Origin of the sequence: Vreelandella populi (assembly GCF_003989825.1) — a bacterium.
Taxonomy (GTDB): Bacteria; Pseudomonadota; Gammaproteobacteria; order Pseudomonadales; family Halomonadaceae; genus Vreelandella; species Vreelandella populi.
On sequence record NZ_RZHE01000006.1, the window covers coordinates 468,702 to 485,963 of the forward strand.

The window sequence follows — 17,262 nt, forward strand, 5'->3', positions numbered from 1 at the left end:
TTGCCGCCTTACGCTACGGCGGCAGGCGCCTCACGCTTGCTGGCTTGCCAGTTCAGGCCGATCACCACCACCATGACCAATACGCCAAGCACCTCGGTCAGAAGGCTTGGATAGAAAACGCCGAAGATAGCGGCAGTGATCGCCAGGCGCGGCAGCCACGCCATGCGGGTAAACAGGTACCCTTCCAAAGCCGCAGCAAAGGCACACAGTGCCAGAATGGCAATCACCGCGTTCCAGGCAACCACCAGCACTGGCCCACCCACGATAATCTCAGGGTTGAAGACCATAAACAGCGGAATCAGATAAAGCCCTTTGGCGAACTTCCAGGCCTGGAAGCCGGTCTCCATGGGTTTACTGCCCGCGATGGCCGCCCCGGCAAACCCCGCCAGGGCAATGGGCGGCGTCACGTTAGAGTCCTGGGAATACCAGAACACCACCAGGTGAGCGATCAAGAGTGGCACGCCAAATTCAGACGTCAGTGCCGGACCTACCAGAACAATTAGCACAATGTAGCTTGCGGTGACCGGAAGTCCCATCCCCAGGATCAGGCTAGCCAGCAGCACCATGACCAGCGCCAGCACCAGGTTACCGCCTGAGAACGCCAGCATCATGGAGGAGAATTTAAGCCCCAGGCCCGTCAAACCCACAACGCCGACGATAATACCCGCCACTGCGCAGGCCATGGAAACCGCAACGGCATTACGGGCGCCCAGTTCAAGCCCTTCCACCAGTTTGGTTAACCCGGCCCAGATAACGTCCTTTGTCCGGCTAAGCGTCACCGGCTGGCCCTGCTTAGGCGCTACAAAGAAGTACCATAGCGCATAGCGTATGACGGCCACGGCTACCATGGTGATGACCGCGTAATAACCTACCCGCATGGGCGACAGGTTCATCACCAGAAGCCACACCAACACAGCCAGCGGCAGCAGGAAATGCCAGCCATCTTTCATGACCTGGCGCATTTGCGGCAGCTCGCTTCTCGGCATGCCCTGCATACCCTGTTTAAGAGCAATAATATGTACAAACAGGTAAACCGTCGCGAAGTACATAATCGCTGGCAGGATACTGATCTTGACGATATTCAGGTACGGCGTATTGGTGTATTCAGCGATCAGGAAGGCGCCAGCACCCATCAGTGGCGGCATGATTTGCCCACCGGTAGAGGCCGCTGCTTCGATGCCGCCCGCCTGCTTGGGCTGATAGCCAAGTTTTTTCATCAGGGGAATGGTAAAGGCGCCCGTCGTTACCACGTTGGCAATCGCGCTGCCCGAGATAGAACCCATACCCGCCGAGGCAAGCACAGCGGCTTTTGCCGGGCCGCCACGCTGGCGTCCGGTCGCGGCGTAGGCCATATCGATAAAGAACTTGCCCGCCCCAGTGCTTTCTAGAAAGGCGCCAAACAGCACAAAGATAAAGATGTAGGTGGCCGCCACACCCAGCGGCAGGCCGAAGATACCTTCCTGGCCCAGGTAGAGCTGCCCGGCGACCCGGTCAAGCGTATAGCCACGGTGATTCAAGATGCCGGGCAGCCATTCTCCCAGCCAGGGCAGTTCGCCACGCGGCCCGGCAAACGCATACACGATAGCCAGCACGCCGATAATTGTCATGCCAAGACCCACGGCACGGCGGCTAGCTTCCAGCACCGTGACCGTGGCGATGCAGGCCACCAGAATGTCGGTGTCGCTCCAGAACCCGGCCCGGCTGAAGATTTCATCTAAAAAGAGCACCAGATAGCCGCCGGTGATCAAGGCCCCTGCAAAGAACACCAGATCAATTCCCCAGCCCAGCACCCCGCGCTTGCGGTTTGGCCCAAAGGCGGGAAACATCAGGAATGCCAGCAGCATGATCAATGCCAGGTGAATGCCACGCTGGTAAAACAGCCCCAACGGCTGAATGCCGGCGGAGTAAAGTTGGAACAGGGAAAGTCCTACCGCCACAATGGTGATAAGCCACAGCACCACGCGCGGTTGAATCGCATTACCGCCTGGCATTAATACCGGCGGTGGATTGGATTCGTTCATGAAGTCCTCGGAAAATGTTGTCTAGCTTGTTTTTACTGATCGGTGTTTTGGTTGCTTAAGCTCTAGCGGCCTAGTGGTAGTGCTGCGTTTTTTTATTGTCTGCGTATTTATTTACATCAGGTTTATTAAGCTTTCCGTATTCAGCGCGGTGAATTGTCTGTCGATTGCGAATCGTCTATGAGCTGGATCGTCACCCGCCGCCCGGCCGCCTGCTCGCTTAAACTGATAGCTGGATGCTCGCCATCAGGCCATACCACCTGATGATTGACTGCCGGTGAGCCGACACGCAGAAGATAGCGATTGTTGGCGACAGGCTCGTTGATCGCATTGATCCAATAGCCTCCCTGGCCGTCAGACGTCTGCTCTCCCCGGCCAAACATATGCCCAAGCCCTGCTGCAAAATCAGGCTGGTGACTGCGTTCCAGTTGCATGACACCTGCCTCATTGCGATAGCAGTCCAGCACCGTGAAATGCTTGACCGAGTGCTTCCATTCAATACACCAGCGTGCCCCGGCGGGCGCCTGCTCGTCTAACAGCGTCTCGCCCTGCTCGGTAGTGACCGAAAGCCGCCAAGACGCAGACGCCGAAGCAGGGGAAGCCCCGACTTCGGCGAACGGCATGCATATGAACAAAAGCGCCATCAGTCGTCGTTGTTGCCGCTGCATGGCGAAATGCCCTTCATTAGCTATTTGCAAAACAGCCGCTTAGCAGCTGCATACTCGACCGTTATGGGCGAAGACGATCCGGAATCTCGACACCGGTTTCTTCAAAATAGCGAATAGCGCCCGGATGCAGCGGCACTGGCGTTGAGTTCATGGTGAAATCAACCGTGGTGTCATTGGCTGCCGGGTGTACTGCGATCAGCTCATCGGTGTTTTCAAACAGCAGTTGGGTCAGTTGGTACGCCAGCTCTTCATCCATATCGGCGTTAACCACCAATACGTTGGGGATACCGATGGTCTGAACCGCTTCTTCCATGCCGTCATACATACCGGCGGCCAGTTCGTAGGGGGCGAAAACCGCTTCTTCTTCCTGGGCATTAGCAATTTCTTCATCCGACAAACCGATCAGGCGAATATCGCGCGTGGCCGCCAGGTTAAGAATGGAGCTGGTGGGCGGGCCAACGCTCCAGAAACCGGCATCGATATCACCGTCGCGGATAGCATCGGCGGTTTCGTTAAAGTTGAGTCGCTGAGGGGTAAAATCGCTGTAGCTGATGCCGTTGGCTTCCAGTACCGCGCGGGCATTAAGCTCTGTCCCGCTTCCCGGTGCGCCTACCGATACACGTTTACCGGCGAGATCCGCAATGGATTCAATATCCGACTCAGCAAGCGTTACCAGCTGAACCGCGTTGGGGTATACCGACGCCAGAGCACGGGTATTTTCAATCTGGCGGCCTTCAAAGTCCCCCGTGCCGGTATACGCCTGATACACCGTATCGGCCAACGCCAGGGCTAGGTCAGCATCCCCGCGCATGATCAGTCCCATGTTCTCAACCGACGCACCCGTCACTTCGGCGGTCGCCTGAGCACCTTCGATATGGTTATTAATCATTTCCGCAAGGCCGCCACCGATGGGGTAATAAACGCCACCGGTACCGCCCGTTGCAATTGAAAGTTGTTGAGCACTGGCCGGTAAAGCGACGACTAGCATGGATGCTGCGGCTGCATATTTTAATGTTTTCATGCGTATTGCCTCCGTCCTGCTTGGACTTATAGGTATGGTTTGACGATAGGGAGGTGTGGAGCCCGCCGCTCCTGTTCCATCAGAAGCGGTAGAATGAAGTTAGCACGGCTTGTGCGTCGATGTTAATGGGACAATAGTGCCACGACCTGTTGAGTAATATGCGCACCGATGGGCAGCGCCGAGGTGGCCGCCGGTGAAGGCGCATTGCCTACGTTCACCGTTCGGCGTGTATTCACGAACACAAAGTCATCCACAAGCTTGCCCGCTTTAGAGACTGCCTGCGCACGAACGCCCGCCGGGTAAGGTTTGAGATCTTCAAGACTTAATTGCGGGCAGTATTTGCGTATAAGTTCCAGATAGCCACGCTTGTAAAACGAGTTTTTCATTTCGCCAAGCCCCGGTTTAAGGTGTTTGCCCAGCACTTTTAAAATCCCCGGGTGGGTGAACATCTGCCCCATATCGCGCAGCGATATATCCTGCTTGCGGTAACCTTCACGCTTGAGCGCCAGCACCGCATTGGGGCCCACCGTCACGCTGCCGTCGATCATGCGGGTCAGGTGTACGCCCAGAAAGGGCATGGCCGGATCAGGAATGGGATAAATCAGATGGTTGACGATGTGATTATGCTTCTCGGGCAACAGGTAGTATTCGCCTCGGAACGGGCAGATGGTAAAGCCAGGATCCTGGCCCAGCATACGAATCACCCGGTCGGCCATCAACCCGGCACAGGTCACCAGATAGCGGCTTGAGAAGGTATCGTTAGAGGTAGTCACCACCACCTCGGTACGCCGCTCTTCCAACCCCCTCACCTCAACCCCATACTGGATTTTACCGCCCAGTCGCTCAAACTCCGCCGCCATGGCACGGGTAACCTGGGCATAGTTGACGATGCCGCTTGAAGGCACAAGAATCCCGGCTTCCCCGCGGATATTCGGCTCGCGCTCTTTAAGCGCCTCAGCGCTTAACCACTCGCGCTCAAGCCCATTGGCCGCCGTACGCTCCCAAAGCGCCTGCATACGCTCGGTTTCCAGAGCGTTGGTAGCCACCAAAAGCTTGCCACAGATGGTGTAATCCACCCCATGCCGATCACAGAACTCGCGGGTAGCGCGATTTCCCTCAAGGCAGAACTTGGCCTTTAAGCTCCCCGGCGTGTAATACACCCCGGCATGAATGACGCCGCTGTTATGGCCGGTTTGGTGCTGCGCGGGGCCGCTCTCTTTTTCCAGCACAAGCAGGCGCTTGTCGGGGTACGTCTGCTGCAATTGCATGGCGGTCGACATGCCCAGAATTCCCCCGCCAATAATGATGAAATCCCACATTAATAACGCTTCCTGTGCCAAATTGTTAAAATTTATTGATAATAGCCGTTATTCTTCCATCTTCGCCTGTTTGCCATCATCGCACCAGAGAGCCGCGTGGTTATGAAAAATGCTATGGAGATTGCCATGGAGCAAGATGCGCCGCGTCAGAACCTAGCGATTAGCGCTTATCGCACGCTCAAGCACGATATTATCCGTGGCCGCTACGCGCCTAAAGAAAAGCTTTTGATGAGTCGCCTGAAAGAGTGCTACGGGGTTAGCACGGGGCCGCTGCGCGAAGCCCTTTCCCAACTGGTCGCCGATCGGCTGGTGGTGGCGATTAGCCAGCGCGGTTACCGCGTGGCCCCCATGTCGCTTGCCGAACTCAACGATATTTATGATGCCCGCGCCCAGCTGGAAGGCCTGATTTTGCGCCTGGCCATCGAGCGGGGCGACGACGACTGGGAAGCGTCGGTGCTGGCCACGGCCCACCGGCTTGCCAAGGTAACCGATATCAGCTCGCCCGATGAGCTGCTGGATGGCTGGGATCTGCGCCATAAAGCCTTTCATACCGCCATCGCGAGCGGCTGCAACTCCCCTCACCTGCTGCAGATGCGCAATACGCTGTTTGATCAAGTTGAGCGCTATCGTCACCTGTGGCTCCAGGAAACCGTCATGTCGCCAGCCGCGCTTGAGCAAAAACGCCAGGAACACGCCGCGCTAGTGGAGGTAATTCTAGCGCGTGATGCCGAAAAGGCTGCGATCTTGATGCGCGATCACCTGATGACGCCCGTTCCCATCATTACCCGAGTGCTTCAAGACCGAGGAATCAGCTAAATTCTGCATTTTAAAAAAATGTAGATATTTTTAAATAACGGCGATACATTGGCTTTACTTGCACGGTTTTTAACTACGTAGTAGATCAATGGATCGTCGTGGGCGCCTGGGTGTGTCTACGCGAAATGCTTTCCTCAAGAATTCTTCTTAAGAACTAGCCAGGAGCTTCGTAATGACACATTTCAACTGGGATGACCCGTTACTGCTGGAGCAACAGCTCACCGACGAAGAGCGCCAGATTCGCGACGCGGCCCACGACTACTGCCAGGAAAATCTCCAGCCCCGCGTACTGAGTGCTTTCCGTGAGGAGCGCTTTGATCGCGAGATCATGTCTGAAATGGGCGAACTGGGCCTTTTGGGCGCTACCGTGGCTGAAGAGTACGGCGGCGCGGGCGTCAATCACGTGGCTTACGGCCTGATCGCCCGCGAAGTAGAGCGCGTAGATTCCGGCTACCGCTCGGCCATGAGCGTGCAGTCGTCGCTGGTGATGTACCCCATCGAGACGTACGGCTCTGAAGAGCAAAAGCAAAAGTACCTGCCCAAACTTGCCAGCGGCGAAATGGTCGGCTGCTTTGGCCTGACCGAGCCAGACCACGGCTCCGACCCCGGCTCTATGATTACCCGCGCTGAAAAAGTCGACGGCGGCTACCTGCTAACCGGCGCTAAAATGTGGATTACCAACAGCCCGATTGCTGATATCGCCGTGGTATGGGCCAAATCTGCTGCCCACGACAACCAGATCAAAGGCTTTATCGTAGAGCGCGGCACTGAAGGTTTCTCCACCCCGAAAATTGAAGGCAAGGTGTCGCTTCGCGCCTCGATTACCGGTGAAATCGTGCTGGATGGTGCGTTTGTGCCCGAAGAGAACCTGCTGCCTAACGTCAGCGGTCTGAAAGGCCCGTTTGGCTGCTTGAACAAAGCGCGCTACGGCATCGCCTGGGGCGTAATGGGCACGGCCGAATTCTGCTGGCACGCCGCCCGCCAATACACGCTGGACCGCAAGCAGTTTGGTCGCCCCCTGGCCGCCAACCAGCTGGTTCAGAAGAAGCTCGCCGATATGCAGACGGAAATCACTCTAGGCCTTCAGGCCGCGCTGCAGGTAGGCCGATTGATGGATAGCGGCAACTGGACGCCGGAAATGGTCTCGCTGATCAAGCGCAACAACTGCGGCAAGGCACTGGATATTGCGCGCATGTCGCGGGATATGCACGGCGGTAACGGCGTGTCCGATGAGTACGGCGTGATTCGGCATATGGTGAACCTGGAGTCGGTGAATACCTACGAAGGTACTCACGATGTCCATGCGCTGATTCTGGGCCGTGCACAGACCGGCATTCAGTCGTTCTTCTAGGGCGTTTTTACCCGACAGGCCAAAGGAATCACCATGAGCACTCCTTCCAAACCGCTGGCGGGCATCAAGGTACTCGATATTTCACGGGTGCTAGCAGGCCCGTGGTGTGGCCAGATGCTCGCCGACATGGGCGCCGATGTGATCAAGGTTGAGCGCCCTGTCGCCGGTGACGATACGCGTCACTGGGGGCCTCCCTGGCTTGAAGGCACGGCGGAGTCGGCCTATTACCTGTGCGCCAACCGGGGCAAGCGTTCGGTCACTATTGATATGGCCAAGCCGGAAGGCCAGGCGCTTATCAGGCAACTGGTCGCCCAATCGGATGTGCTGCTTGAGAACTTTAAAGTCGGTGGGCTGAAGAAGTACGGCCTGGATTACGCAAGTCTGAAAGAGCTCAACCCAAAGCTTGTCTACTGCTCAATCACCGGCTTTGGGCAGGAGAGCCCCTACGCCCACCGGGCAGGTTACGACTTCATGATTCAAGCGATGGGTGGAATCATGAGCTTAACCGGCAAACCCGACGGTGAGCCGGGCGGCGGCCCGGTCAAAAGTGGCGTGGCCTTTACCGATATTTTCACCGGCCTGTATGCCGCCAACGCCGTTTTGGCGGCGCTTTATCAGCGCCGTGATACCGGTACGGGCTGCCATATCGATATGGCATTGATGGATGTTCAGGTGGGCGTGCTAGCTAATCAGGCGCTTAACTACTTAACCTCAGGCAACGTGCCCCAACGCCTGGGCAATGCCCACCCCAATATTGTGCCCTACCAGGCGTTTGCTACCGCGGATGGTCACATCATTGTCGCAGTGGGTAATGATGAACAGTTCAGGCGCTTTTGCGAGGTGCTTTCATTAGGGCATTTGGCCGTTGATGAACGGTTTGCCACCAACAGGGCGCGCGTCAATCACCGGGAAAGTCTGGTGCCTGTGCTTGAGGCAGCACTGGCTCAGCGTAATATCGATGAGTGGCTTGCGGCTTTCGAAGCGGTAGGGGTGCCTTGCGGCCCCATCAATACCCTCGACCGGGTGTTCGATGACCCGCATGTCCAAGCGCGCGGCTTAAAGCAGACCCTGCCACACACTCAGGCAGGCCAGGTAGATCTTGTCGCCAACCCCATTCGCATTAATGGGCAGTCATTAAGCGCCAGCACGGCGCCGCCAAGTCTGGGTGAGCATACCGAACACGTATTAAACGATATAGGTATTACGCCGGCCCAACAGCAGGCACTGCGTAAGGCAGGCATTATTTAATCAGAAGTTTTAAGGAACCCATTGGTTTACTATTTTTAAGCGCCCTTATGGGCGCTTTTTGGTGTTACCTAATGTTTTACATAATCGATAAAAGTTAAAAATTTCATCCCAAGCCGCGTTCATCCGCTACAATACCAAGGTTTTACATTAATGTATCACTTTGTAAACAATAAGTATTTTCAACAAGGAATTGGGCGGGCATAGCAAGCATGGAGGCTTTATGAGTCATTGCGCACGCGTGAATGGGCACTGCAATCGCTGTGAAGGCGACCTGCCGTTTGCTTTTACCATGGCATTTCAACCTATCGTCAACCTTTCCACTGCCAGTGTAGAGGCTTATGAAGCCTTGGTTCGCGGGCCGGAAGGTGAATCCGCCTGGAGCGTTCTGTCTCAGGTAACGCCTGATCTTCTCTACCGGTTTGATCAGGCTTGCCGTGTGAAAGCCATCGAAATGGCAAGCCAGCTTGGCATGCAAGCAGACCTTTCGATTAATTTCCTACCCAACGCAGTTTACGAACCTGAAGCCTGTATTCAGGCCACGTTGGCTATTTCACGCCAGGTGGGCTGGCCGATTGAACGGCTTATTTTTGAAATCACCGAAACCGAACGTGTTACAGACCGCCAGCATCTGCGCAGTATCATCGACGTCTATCGGTCGATGGGATTCAAGACCGCGCTGGATGATTTTGGCAACGGCTACGCCAACCTTGATCTGTTAACCGACCTCACCCCGGATAAACTCAAGATTGACCGCGAACTGGTCATGAACTGCGACCATGACTTGCGCCGTCAGGCCCTTTTAAAAGCGCTTATCTCACTGGCCCAGCAGTTGGATACGCAATTGATTGCTGAAGGCGTGGAAACTCATGCCGAGGCACTGTGGCTGGCCCAAGCGGGGATTATGCGCCAACAGGGGTTTTACTACGCCAAACCCAAGGTTAATTCGTTGGGAGAAAATCTGGCGCCCCAGCTAGCCGCCCTGCGCGATGAAGCGCGTTTAACGGCAAGCCAAGGAGGCCTCCATGATTGATAAAGGCCTTGAGCAAATCTATCAACTATTCTCACGTTCAAAGCGTAATACCGAGAATATTATTTCGACCGCCCCCTTAGGTATCTGCATAACCGACCCTGACGGCCATTTTGAAATGGTCAATGCCGCTTACTGCAACTTTTACGGCTACTGTGAAGAGGAGCTGCTGGAAAAGCATTTCACTCTGATGGTATCCCCCGCCAACCGCGATAAGCTGACATCCCTTCATGAGGAGTTTATTCAGGGCAACTGCGACCAGGAGCTGCGCCAAGAGTGGGAGGTACACGACAAGCAGGGTGAAAAGCGCACCGTCATTGCTGAAGCTGCACGCATTGAGGGCGATGATGGGCGGCCACGCAAGGTAACGTTTATTGTCGATATCACCGAACGCAAACAGTTGGAAGAGCGCTTGAAACAGGCCAATCAGCGTCTTGATTACCTTGCTCATCATGACGAGTTAACCGGCTTATTCAATCGCCGGGCGGGCCTTAAGCGTTTGGAAGAAGAGCTTCAGCGCTGTAAACGGTATGGCAACACCATGAGTATCGCTATCTTTGACCTGGATAGCTTCAAGGCCATCAATGATACTTATGGTCATGGCACGGGCGACAGCGTACTTAAAGAGGTCACGGCAGTGGTAGGCAAAACCCTGCGCACCACGGATATTCAGGTACGCTTGGGGGGTGAAGAGTTTTTGGTGATCATGCCCGAGGTCGACACCAGTGCGGCAAAACGGGCCATGGAGCGAGTGTGTGACGCAATAGCCACCACGCGTTTTACCAGCCAGCAGCTAGTGGTTACTGTTTCCGCTGGGATTGCATGCTACGTTGAAACAACCAATCGTTGCCTTTTGGATCAGGCTGACGATGCCATGTACCGGGTCAAGGAAGCTGGCGGAAATGGCGCCATGATTGCCTAGTGAGTTACGCCAGCGTCCGCTATGTTAAAACGACTCGTTTGAGGAGTTGAATCATGAGCAATGCTGAGCTGAACGAACTAAAGCGCAAGTACGTGGCCAACGGTGCCGCGAGCCCGGCAACCGCATTTGCCGACCATGCCGAAAACGCCGAAATATGGGACGCCGACGGCAACCGGTTTATCGACTTTGCCGGTGGCATCGGCGTTCTCAATATCGGCCACCGACATCCCAAGGTGGTCGCGGCCGTCAAGGCGCAGCTCGACAAAGCGATGCACACCTGCCAAACGGTCATGCCCTATGAAGGCTATGTCCGAGTGGCCGAAAGGCTCAGCCACCTGGTGCCGGTACGCGGGCATGCCAAGGTCATGCTGGCCAACTCCGGCGCTGAAGCGCTGGAAAATGCGGTCAAGATAGCCCGTGCGGCGACTGGCCGCCCTAACATTATCTGCTTTGATGGCGGCTACCACGGCCGCACCTTCTTCACCATGGCGATGAACGGCAAGGTAGCACCCTACCAGACCGACTTCGGCCCTATGCCCGGCACCGTGTTTCGCGCCCCTTACCCTGTGGATTACCACGGAATAAGCGAAGATGAGGCAATTCGCGGTCTAATGATGGCGCTGAAAACCGATGCCGGCCCCTCAAACACCGCAGCCATCATTCTCGAACCCGTACTGGGCGAAGGCGGCTTCTATCCGGCACCCACCACCTTTTTGGAGAGGATCCGTGCCATCTGCGATGAGCTCGGCATTCTGATGATCATCGACGAAGTGCAGTCCGGCTTCGGGCGCACCGGCAAGATGTTCGCCATTGAGCACAGCGGCGTTGAACCCGACATCATGACCATGGCCAAGAGCATGGCCGACGGCATGCCGATTTCAGCCGTGGTAGGTACCGATCGCCTCATGGACGCTTCAGGTCCCAACTCGCTGGGCGGTACTTACACCGGAAGCCCTACCGCCTGTGCAGCAGCACTGGCCGTGATGGACGTTTTCGAAGAAGAGAACATTCTGGAAAGAAGCCGGGCACTGGGCGAAAATCTGTCCAAGCGCTTTAAACAGTGGCAGGCCCGCTACGCCTTTGTGGATAACGTGCGCCATATGGGCGCCATGGCCGCTTTTGAAATGGTGTCCGACAAAAATACCCGCACGCCTGACGCAGAGCTTGCCGGGGCTTTGTGCAGGAAAGCCCGAGAAGAGGGCCTGATCCTGCTCTCCTGCGGCATGTACGGCAATACCATCCGCTTTCTGATGCCCATCACCATCGAAGATGATGTGTTAAACGAAGGACTCGATATCATCGAATCCTGTTTAGAGTCGCTGATTTAACACGGCCTGAACGCAAGAACGCCGCCCAGTGGGGCGGCGTTCTTGTATCTACCCGGAGCTAACGGCTCAGCCGTTCATGAAGCGCGGCAGCCAAAGCACCAGGTCGGGCCAGACGCTGATGATGATAGCCGCCATGCACATCAGCAAAAAGAAAGGCAGCGCCGCCCAAGCTACGCGGCCAATGCTCTCCCCGGTCAGGCTTTGCAGCACGAAGAGGTTGAAGCCCACTGGCGGGGTAATCTGGCCAAGCTCGATCATGATGATCAGGAAAATACCGAACCAGATCGGATCGAACCCTGCCAGCAGCACGATCGGCAGCGTAATGGGCAGGCTCATGACGGTGATCGAGATACCGTCCAGAAAGAGCCCAAGCACGATGTAGAACACCGCCAGCGCCAACAACAGCATGGTCGGGCTAAAGTTCTGCTCGGCGATCCAGCTGGCAAGCTCCCGCGGCAGGTGTAGATACCCCATCGCCGTCGACAGCAGGCTTGCCGTGATCAAAAGGCTACACACCATGATCGAGGTGATCAGCGTTCCCCGAAACGCCTCGGTCAACATGGCCAGATTGATCTGCCGCTCAACGCCCAGCAGCACCAGCGTGGCCGCAACACCCACCGCCGCCGCCTCGGAAGGCGTGGCGATACCGGTGTAAATCGAACCGATCACGATCGAGATCAGCATGAGGATCGGCAACAGCAGCAGAATCGACTGGCCGATGGATTGCCCGTGCGCTATTTGTTTGGGTGCAAGCGCCGGTGAGAGCGTGGCGCGTATGCCGATATAAACGCTGTACAGCAGCGCAATCACAAGCCCTGGCACCACGCCCGCCATGAACAACCGGCTGATCGATACCTCCGCCTGTACCCCGTACACGATCATGACGATCGACGGCGGAATCAGCAAGCCCAGGCTACCGGCACCGGCAAGCGACCCAATCGACAGGTGCCGGTCGTAGCCGCGCTGCTTGAGCTCTTGCGTGGTTATCTTGCCAATAGTGGCGGTGGTGGCAGCACTCGAGCCGCTTACCGCAGCAAACAGCGTACAGCCCAGCACGTTGGTATGCAGAATGCCGCCCGGCAGACGGCTGGTAATGGGCACCAGCCCCTTGAACAAGCGTTCTGAAAGATTGGAGCGAAAGATCAGCTCGCCCATCAAGATGAACAGTGGGATCGCCGAAAGCTCCCAACTATTGCTGGCACGATACAAAATACGCGAGAAGATCAAACCGATACGGTCAGCGCTGAAGTCCCCGAAAATCCAAAGCGAGCCGATGGAAATTGCCAGCATCGAGGCAAATATCCACGTCCCCATGGACAGGAAAAACACCAGCAGCAGCGCCACGCCAACGGCCGTCCAGAAAATATCCATAGTCCGTTCCTGTTAGCCAGGCCTAGGCCGTGTTAGGTGAATACCGCGAGCGCAGTAAAATGATTTTTATTGATCTCACCAGCAGCGTGAAGGAAATCAGCCACATGCCGATGAGAATGGCACCTTCGGGAAGCCAGATAGGCGTTTCGGCCAGCGTCTCACTCACCACACCGCGCTGATAGCTGCGTTGAACGTTTTGCAGCCAGAACGTTGAGAGCCATAAAAAGCAGCCGGCAGTGACCAGGCTGCTAAACAGCTCCAGCGGCCACCGCCTGGATACGGAAATGCGCTCCATGAGCAGCGACACCCGAATTAAGCCGCCCTTTTCGAGCACGTAGGGAAGCCCCATAAACGCCATGGTGGCCACGGCGTAGCCGATATACTCATCCAAAATGAAGGTCGAGCGGCCAAACAGCCGCATAACGATTTCGAGGATGATATGGCCAAACATGTAAATGATGAGCGCCACGGCAATCAAGGCGCCCACCCGATTGAGCAATGTCGATGCTTTTTCTATGGGCTCGAAAAACCTCATTGCTGGCCTCGAAACTCATCCATGATCGTCTCGCCGGTGTCGCCGGTACTCCCCAGCCAGTTTTCGATCACGCTGGCCGATGCCTCGGAGAGTGCATCGGTCAGGTCTTGCGCTACCGGGTCACTCACTTCAACGTTGTTCTCTGCCAGCACCTGGTAGTTCTCTTCGGTGCGCGTTTCAACGGCCGCCCAGTTATGCTGGTCGGTCAGGCGAGCGGCTTCCAGAACCGCCTGCTGCTGCTCTTCGCTGAACGAGTCGAACACGGCCTTGTTCATGTGCACCATGTTGAGCGGGATAGCGTACTGAACGGCAGAGAAGTGGTTTTGATGCTCCCAGAAACTGGCGTTGGCGCCGGCTTCGGCAGAGGTCAGCACGGCGCTAATGCCTCCGGTGGCCAATTGCGGCACCACATCGCCCCAAGAGAGGCTCACCGGCGAGGCGCCAGCGTTTCTAAAAGTTTCGGTGCCGCTGCGGTCAAAGGTACGAATTTTGAGACTCGTCAGATCATCGGCGCTGTCGATCGCATCTTTCGACCAGATACCGCTGGGCGGCCAGGGCGAGGCGTAGAGCAGCACCTGATCGTTATCTTCGAATACTGCTTCGTAATAGGGTTTGGCGATATCATAAAGCTGGCGGGCATCCTCGATATCGTTGACCAGAAACGGCAAGGAGGAGAGCAAAAAGATTGAGTCTACCCCACTCATGGTGCCTGAAAGCGTATCCGCGATATCGACAGCGCCGTCCGCCACAGCGTAGAAGTGATCGCCGGAGTTAAATCCCAGCGCGCCACCGGTATGCAGGGTAATGCTGATGTCGCCGTCGGTCAGCTCTTTTACCTTGTCGATAAAGTAGGCGTCCCCTTGGGCGTGAATCGAGCTTGCGTTGTATTCGTTTGAAAAATCCAGGCTGAACGACTGGGCATACGCCTGGCCGCTAACGATCGCAAGCCCCAGCGCGGCGATAAGACTTTTACCGGCGTTGAACCGATGGTTATGGAGTTTTAGCGTTGTCATGAAGTCAGATTCTCTGCCGATTTTTATTAAATGTCGTTTTCAATGTACCTTTATCGGCAAGCCATTTATTTTTACAAACGACTCAAAAGCCTCTGAACGCGACACCCACACGGCCAGAAACTAAAGTATTATTTACCTTTCACGATAATTAAACTTTACATCTACAGGAACGAAACGGCGATTTTCATCTTGGAAAAGAGCAGCTCAAACATCAAATATGGTCATAACCACATGGCACAAAAAAAGCGCCTCTATTAGAGCGGCGCTTTAGATAAAACGATCATACCCCGGGCTCGGCTAGCGCGGCCGGCGATCTCCCTCAAGAAAATTCGCCGTAAAAACCGCCTTGCCGTAAGTCTCAAACGACCACTTCATGACCTCGCTCAAGGCAGTCATTACTGCATCGAACTCACCAAATACCTGGGTGCTCATTCGGTTGGGGTACACTTCCAGCCCCGTTGCTTCAAGGCGCTTGACCACTTCTTTGACTACCGGTTTGAAGTCATCGGTCAACGGGTAGTAGCTAAGCTGTACGGAAAGATACATAACGCCTCCTTACGCTGTGTGTGATGGTCTGCCGGGCGCGCTCGACAAGCGCTGCCAGGCGGCCAGAATGGCAGCACGAGTTTCATCCGGATGCTCCATGGGGAACATATGCGTGCCGGGCACCTCCTCTACCTTCAGGCCCTTACGCCTTAGCCGCTTGATGCGCGAAGCGGTCAGTAAGTGCGAATCCTGCCCCGCCACCAGCTCAAGCGGCACGCCTACCCGGCTGGGCAGGCGGGATAGGTGGTCCGGCAGATGGCGGAAGATCTCCACCTCAATACGCGGATCAAACGTCAGCTCGGCGCTGCCATCCTCCAAAAGCCGGGTGCCTGCTTCAATGTAGTCGTTAAGCGCGTCAGGGGTAAAGCGGCGGAAAAGCCCGCGCCGGCTTAAATACTTGGCCATGACCTCGCGGCTTGGCCATACGCTGCGCCGCCCCTGGGTCTTGCCCGCGGGCGTTATACGATCAATAAAGCCAAACCGCTTGGCGGCCTTCATGGCCCAGGCATCTGGCCCCAGCATCAGCGGCGGATCGAGCATGATCACCCCGCAGAAGCGATCAGGTTTTTTGTCGGCGGCCATGGCCATCAGGGTACCGCCCAGCGAGTGGCCGACACCAAGCAGCGGCGTATCAGATTCCGGCAGATAACTTAATAGCTCATCGACCAGGTTGGCCCAGTTGTGGTTCACCGGGTAGTCCGGGTGATGGCCCAGCCGGTCCAGGGGAGTAACTTCAAAGGTATTGGCCAGCGGCGCCAGCAGGCTCTTGTAGCTCAGGCCGGGGAAACCGTTGGCATGGGCAAATACCAGCCGGGGGCGTGAAGCGGTTGTTGTCGTTATTGGTGTCATAGTGTAGTTCTGAAACCTTTGCTTTTTACCTGGCTTTAACAGTCGTTGCGGGTGCCGATATAGCGACACTGCCTCTATCATACGTCTGTTTTAACGCGGCCTTGTGAATGCGTCAATCGACATAGGTATTAACAGGCTAACGAAAACGCCTAAAACAACGACAGCTGCTCGGCAGGCGCCGTTTCTGCCAGACGGTAGCCCACGCCCAGCAGCCGTACCGGCCGCTTACCACGCGCCCAGCCCACGTTCAACAGCGTTTCGAACTGCTCAAGGTTGGGCGCCGGGTCCGCGTGTTCCACGGTGGTTTGGGTAAAATCATTGAATTTCACTTTGACCATTAACCCTCTCACCCCAGGCGGTGGGTCAAGGCGGGCGTAACGGCGCTCCAGATCCTCAAGAAGAGCAGGCAGTTCCTTCCGGCACGTCTCAAGCGTGGGCAGGTCCTTGGCATAGGTTTGCTCGGTACTTACCGATTTACGTTCCCGGTGGGTTTTAACCGGCCGCTCGTCATGGCCAAAGCTCAGCTCGTGCAGGCGCTTGCCAAAGCGGCCAAAGTGCTCCACCAGCTCGGTCAGCGGGCGGGCGCGCAGATCCGCACAGGTATGAATATCCAGCCGCGCCATTTTTTCGGCGGTGCGTGGGCCAACCCCATGAATCTTCTTGACCGACAGCGCCTGCACAAAGTGCTCGACTTCACCTGGCGTAATCACGCATAGGCCGTCGGGCTTGTTCCAGTCACTGGCGATCTTGGCGAGAAATTTATTGGGGGCAACGCCTGCCGATACGGTAATGCCTACCTCTCGGCTGACACGCTCGCGAATCGCCTGAGCCATGCGCGTGGCGCTGCCCTGGTAGAGGGAGACATTCGAGACATCCAGAAACGCCTCATCCAGCGACAGCGGCTCGATCAGGTCCGTCACCTCGCGATAGATCGCAAATACCTGCCGCGCTACGACCTTGTACTTGGCCATATCACCACGAATCAACGTCAGGTGCGGGCATCGCTTGAGCGCCTGCGCCATGGGCATCGCCGAATGAATGCCATATTCGCGGGCAGGATAGTTGCAGGTGGCGACCACCCCGCGCTGCTCGACACTCCCGCCAATGGCGATGGGAATATCCGTGAGCGCCGGGTTATCGCGCATTTCTACCGCCGCATAAAAGCAGTCACAGTCGCAGTGGATGATTTTGCGCACTGGCTACCCTTCTCCACCTGTAAAAAATCACAGT

The 17,262-nt window shown here is 56.2% G+C and carries 16 protein-coding genes; 6 read left to right on the plus strand and 10 right to left on the minus strand.

Translation table 11 applies throughout. The features are described 5' to 3' along the window. Positions 1-8 precede the first annotated feature (8 nt). From ELY25_RS07135 to lhgO, 4 genes are all read right to left on the minus strand, one after another. Positions 9-2,021, minus strand: coding sequence for a TRAP transporter permease (locus tag ELY25_RS07135; protein WP_126950583.1), 2,013 nt, complete (start codon positions 2,019-2,021; stop codon positions 9-11). A gap of 140 nt (positions 2,022-2,161) precedes the next feature. After that, complete coding sequence (locus ELY25_RS07140; protein ID WP_126950584.1) at positions 2,162-2,686, minus strand: DUF1850 domain-containing protein; 525 nt, start codon at positions 2,684-2,686, stop codon at positions 2,162-2,164. Positions 2,687-2,747: 61 nt separating this feature from the next. Further along, positions 2,748-3,707 carry a TAXI family TRAP transporter solute-binding subunit gene (locus ELY25_RS07145; RefSeq protein ID WP_126950585.1) on the minus strand — a complete coding sequence of 320 codons (960 nt, stop codon included), beginning with the start codon at positions 3,705-3,707 and terminating at the stop codon, positions 2,748-2,750. A gap of 122 nt (positions 3,708-3,829) precedes the next feature. Continuing rightward, positions 3,830-5,026: an L-2-hydroxyglutarate oxidase gene (gene lhgO / locus ELY25_RS07150; RefSeq protein ID WP_126950586.1), complete on the minus strand. Its 1,197-nt coding sequence runs from the start codon at positions 5,024-5,026 to the stop codon at positions 3,830-3,832. 126 nt (positions 5,027-5,152) lie between these two features. Here lhgO and csiR point away from each other — a divergent pair, with 126 nt between their 5' ends. The 6 genes from csiR to gabT all read left to right on the plus strand — a co-directional run bounded on the left by csiR (position 5,153) and on the right by gabT (position 11,718). Continuing rightward, positions 5,153-5,842 carry a DNA-binding transcriptional regulator CsiR gene (gene csiR, locus ELY25_RS07155; RefSeq protein WP_126950833.1) on the plus strand — a complete coding sequence of 230 codons (690 nt, stop codon included), beginning with the start codon at positions 5,153-5,155 and terminating at the stop codon, positions 5,840-5,842. Between the two features lie 172 nt (positions 5,843-6,014). After that, positions 6,015-7,193: an acyl-CoA dehydrogenase gene (locus tag ELY25_RS07160; RefSeq protein WP_126950587.1), complete on the plus strand. Its 1,179-nt coding sequence runs from the start codon at positions 6,015-6,017 to the stop codon at positions 7,191-7,193. 33 nt (positions 7,194-7,226) lie between these two features. Then, on the plus strand, positions 7,227-8,441 hold the full coding sequence (locus ELY25_RS07165; protein WP_126950588.1) for a CaiB/BaiF CoA transferase family protein: 1,215 nt from the start codon (positions 7,227-7,229) through the stop codon (positions 8,439-8,441). A gap of 220 nt (positions 8,442-8,661) precedes the next feature. Next, positions 8,662-9,471 (plus strand): EAL domain-containing protein, encoded by an 810-nt coding sequence (locus tag ELY25_RS07170; RefSeq protein WP_126950589.1) that lies wholly within the window; start codon positions 8,662-8,664, stop codon positions 9,469-9,471. Further along, entirely contained in the window at positions 9,464-10,390 is a 927-nt protein-coding gene (locus ELY25_RS07175) for a sensor domain-containing diguanylate cyclase (RefSeq protein WP_126950590.1), read from the plus strand. Before ELY25_RS07170 ends, ELY25_RS07175 begins: the two co-directional genes overlap by 8 nt. 53 nt (positions 10,391-10,443) lie before the next feature. Continuing rightward, entirely contained in the window at positions 10,444-11,718 is a 1,275-nt protein-coding gene (gene gabT / locus ELY25_RS07180) for a 4-aminobutyrate--2-oxoglutarate transaminase (RefSeq protein ID WP_126950591.1), read from the plus strand. A 66-nt stretch (positions 11,719-11,784) separates the two neighbouring features. Here gabT and ELY25_RS07185 read toward each other — a convergent pair whose 3' ends face one another. The 6 genes from ELY25_RS07185 to dinB all read right to left on the minus strand — a co-directional run bounded on the left by ELY25_RS07185 (position 11,785) and on the right by dinB (position 17,228). After that, complete coding sequence (locus tag ELY25_RS07185; RefSeq protein WP_126950592.1) at positions 11,785-13,089, minus strand: TRAP transporter large permease; 1,305 nt, start codon at positions 13,087-13,089, stop codon at positions 11,785-11,787. Between the two features lie 22 nt (positions 13,090-13,111). Continuing rightward, positions 13,112-13,624 carry a TRAP transporter small permease gene (locus ELY25_RS07190; RefSeq protein WP_126950593.1) on the minus strand — a complete coding sequence of 171 codons (513 nt, stop codon included), beginning with the start codon at positions 13,622-13,624 and terminating at the stop codon, positions 13,112-13,114. Further along, complete coding sequence (locus ELY25_RS07195) at positions 13,621-14,637, minus strand: TRAP transporter substrate-binding protein (protein WP_126950594.1); 1,017 nt, start codon at positions 14,635-14,637, stop codon at positions 13,621-13,623. Before ELY25_RS07195 ends, ELY25_RS07190 begins: the two co-directional genes overlap by 4 nt. A gap of 297 nt (positions 14,638-14,934) precedes the next feature. Continuing rightward, complete coding sequence (locus tag ELY25_RS07200; protein WP_126950595.1) at positions 14,935-15,183, minus strand: YkoF family thiamine/hydroxymethylpyrimidine-binding protein; 249 nt, start codon at positions 15,181-15,183, stop codon at positions 14,935-14,937. Positions 15,184-15,192: 9 nt separating this feature from the next. After that, on the minus strand, positions 15,193-16,032 hold the full coding sequence (locus ELY25_RS07205; RefSeq protein WP_126950596.1) for an alpha/beta fold hydrolase: 840 nt from the start codon (positions 16,030-16,032) through the stop codon (positions 15,193-15,195). 149 nt (positions 16,033-16,181) lie between these two features. After that, positions 16,182-17,228, minus strand: coding sequence for a DNA polymerase IV (dinB, locus tag ELY25_RS07210; protein ID WP_126950597.1), 1,047 nt, complete (start codon positions 17,226-17,228; stop codon positions 16,182-16,184). Between the last annotated feature and the right edge of the window lie 34 nt (positions 17,229-17,262).

Bases quoted from the DNA above. Each gene is read 5' to 3' on its own strand.
- ELY25_RS07165 (WP_126950588.1), top strand. From the start codon at position 7,227: ATGAGCACTCCTTCCAAACCGCTGGCGGGCATCAAGGTACTCGATATT.
- lhgO (WP_126950586.1), bottom strand. From the start codon at position 5,026: ATGTGGGATTTCATCATTATTGGCGGGGGAATTCTGGGCATGTCGACC.
- csiR (WP_126950833.1), top strand. From the start codon at position 5,153: ATGGAGCAAGATGCGCCGCGTCAGAACCTAGCGATTAGCGCTTATCGC.
- ELY25_RS07185 (WP_126950592.1), bottom strand. From the start codon at position 13,089: ATGGATATTTTCTGGACGGCCGTTGGCGTGGCGCTGCTGCTGGTGTTT.
- ELY25_RS07175 (WP_126950590.1), top strand. From the start codon at position 9,464: ATGATTGATAAAGGCCTTGAGCAAATCTATCAACTATTCTCACGTTCA.
- ELY25_RS07200 (WP_126950595.1), bottom strand. From the start codon at position 15,183: ATGTATCTTTCCGTACAGCTTAGCTACTACCCGTTGACCGATGACTTC.
- ELY25_RS07160 (WP_126950587.1), top strand. From the start codon at position 6,015: ATGACACATTTCAACTGGGATGACCCGTTACTGCTGGAGCAACAGCTC.
- ELY25_RS07135 (WP_126950583.1), bottom strand. From the start codon at position 2,021: ATGAACGAATCCAATCCACCGCCGGTATTAATGCCAGGCGGTAATGCG.
- ELY25_RS07140 (WP_126950584.1), bottom strand. From the start codon at position 2,686: ATGCAGCGGCAACAACGACGACTGATGGCGCTTTTGTTCATATGCATG.
- ELY25_RS07195 (WP_126950594.1), bottom strand. From the start codon at position 14,637: ATGACAACGCTAAAACTCCATAACCATCGGTTCAACGCCGGTAAAAGT.
- gabT (WP_126950591.1), top strand. From the start codon at position 10,444: ATGAGCAATGCTGAGCTGAACGAACTAAAGCGCAAGTACGTGGCCAAC.
- ELY25_RS07190 (WP_126950593.1), bottom strand. From the start codon at position 13,624: ATGAGGTTTTTCGAGCCCATAGAAAAAGCATCGACATTGCTCAATCGG.
- ELY25_RS07170 (WP_126950589.1), top strand. From the start codon at position 8,662: ATGAGTCATTGCGCACGCGTGAATGGGCACTGCAATCGCTGTGAAGGC.
- ELY25_RS07145 (WP_126950585.1), bottom strand. From the start codon at position 3,707: ATGAAAACATTAAAATATGCAGCCGCAGCATCCATGCTAGTCGTCGCT.
- ELY25_RS07205 (WP_126950596.1), bottom strand. From the start codon at position 16,032: ATGACACCAATAACGACAACAACCGCTTCACGCCCCCGGCTGGTATTT.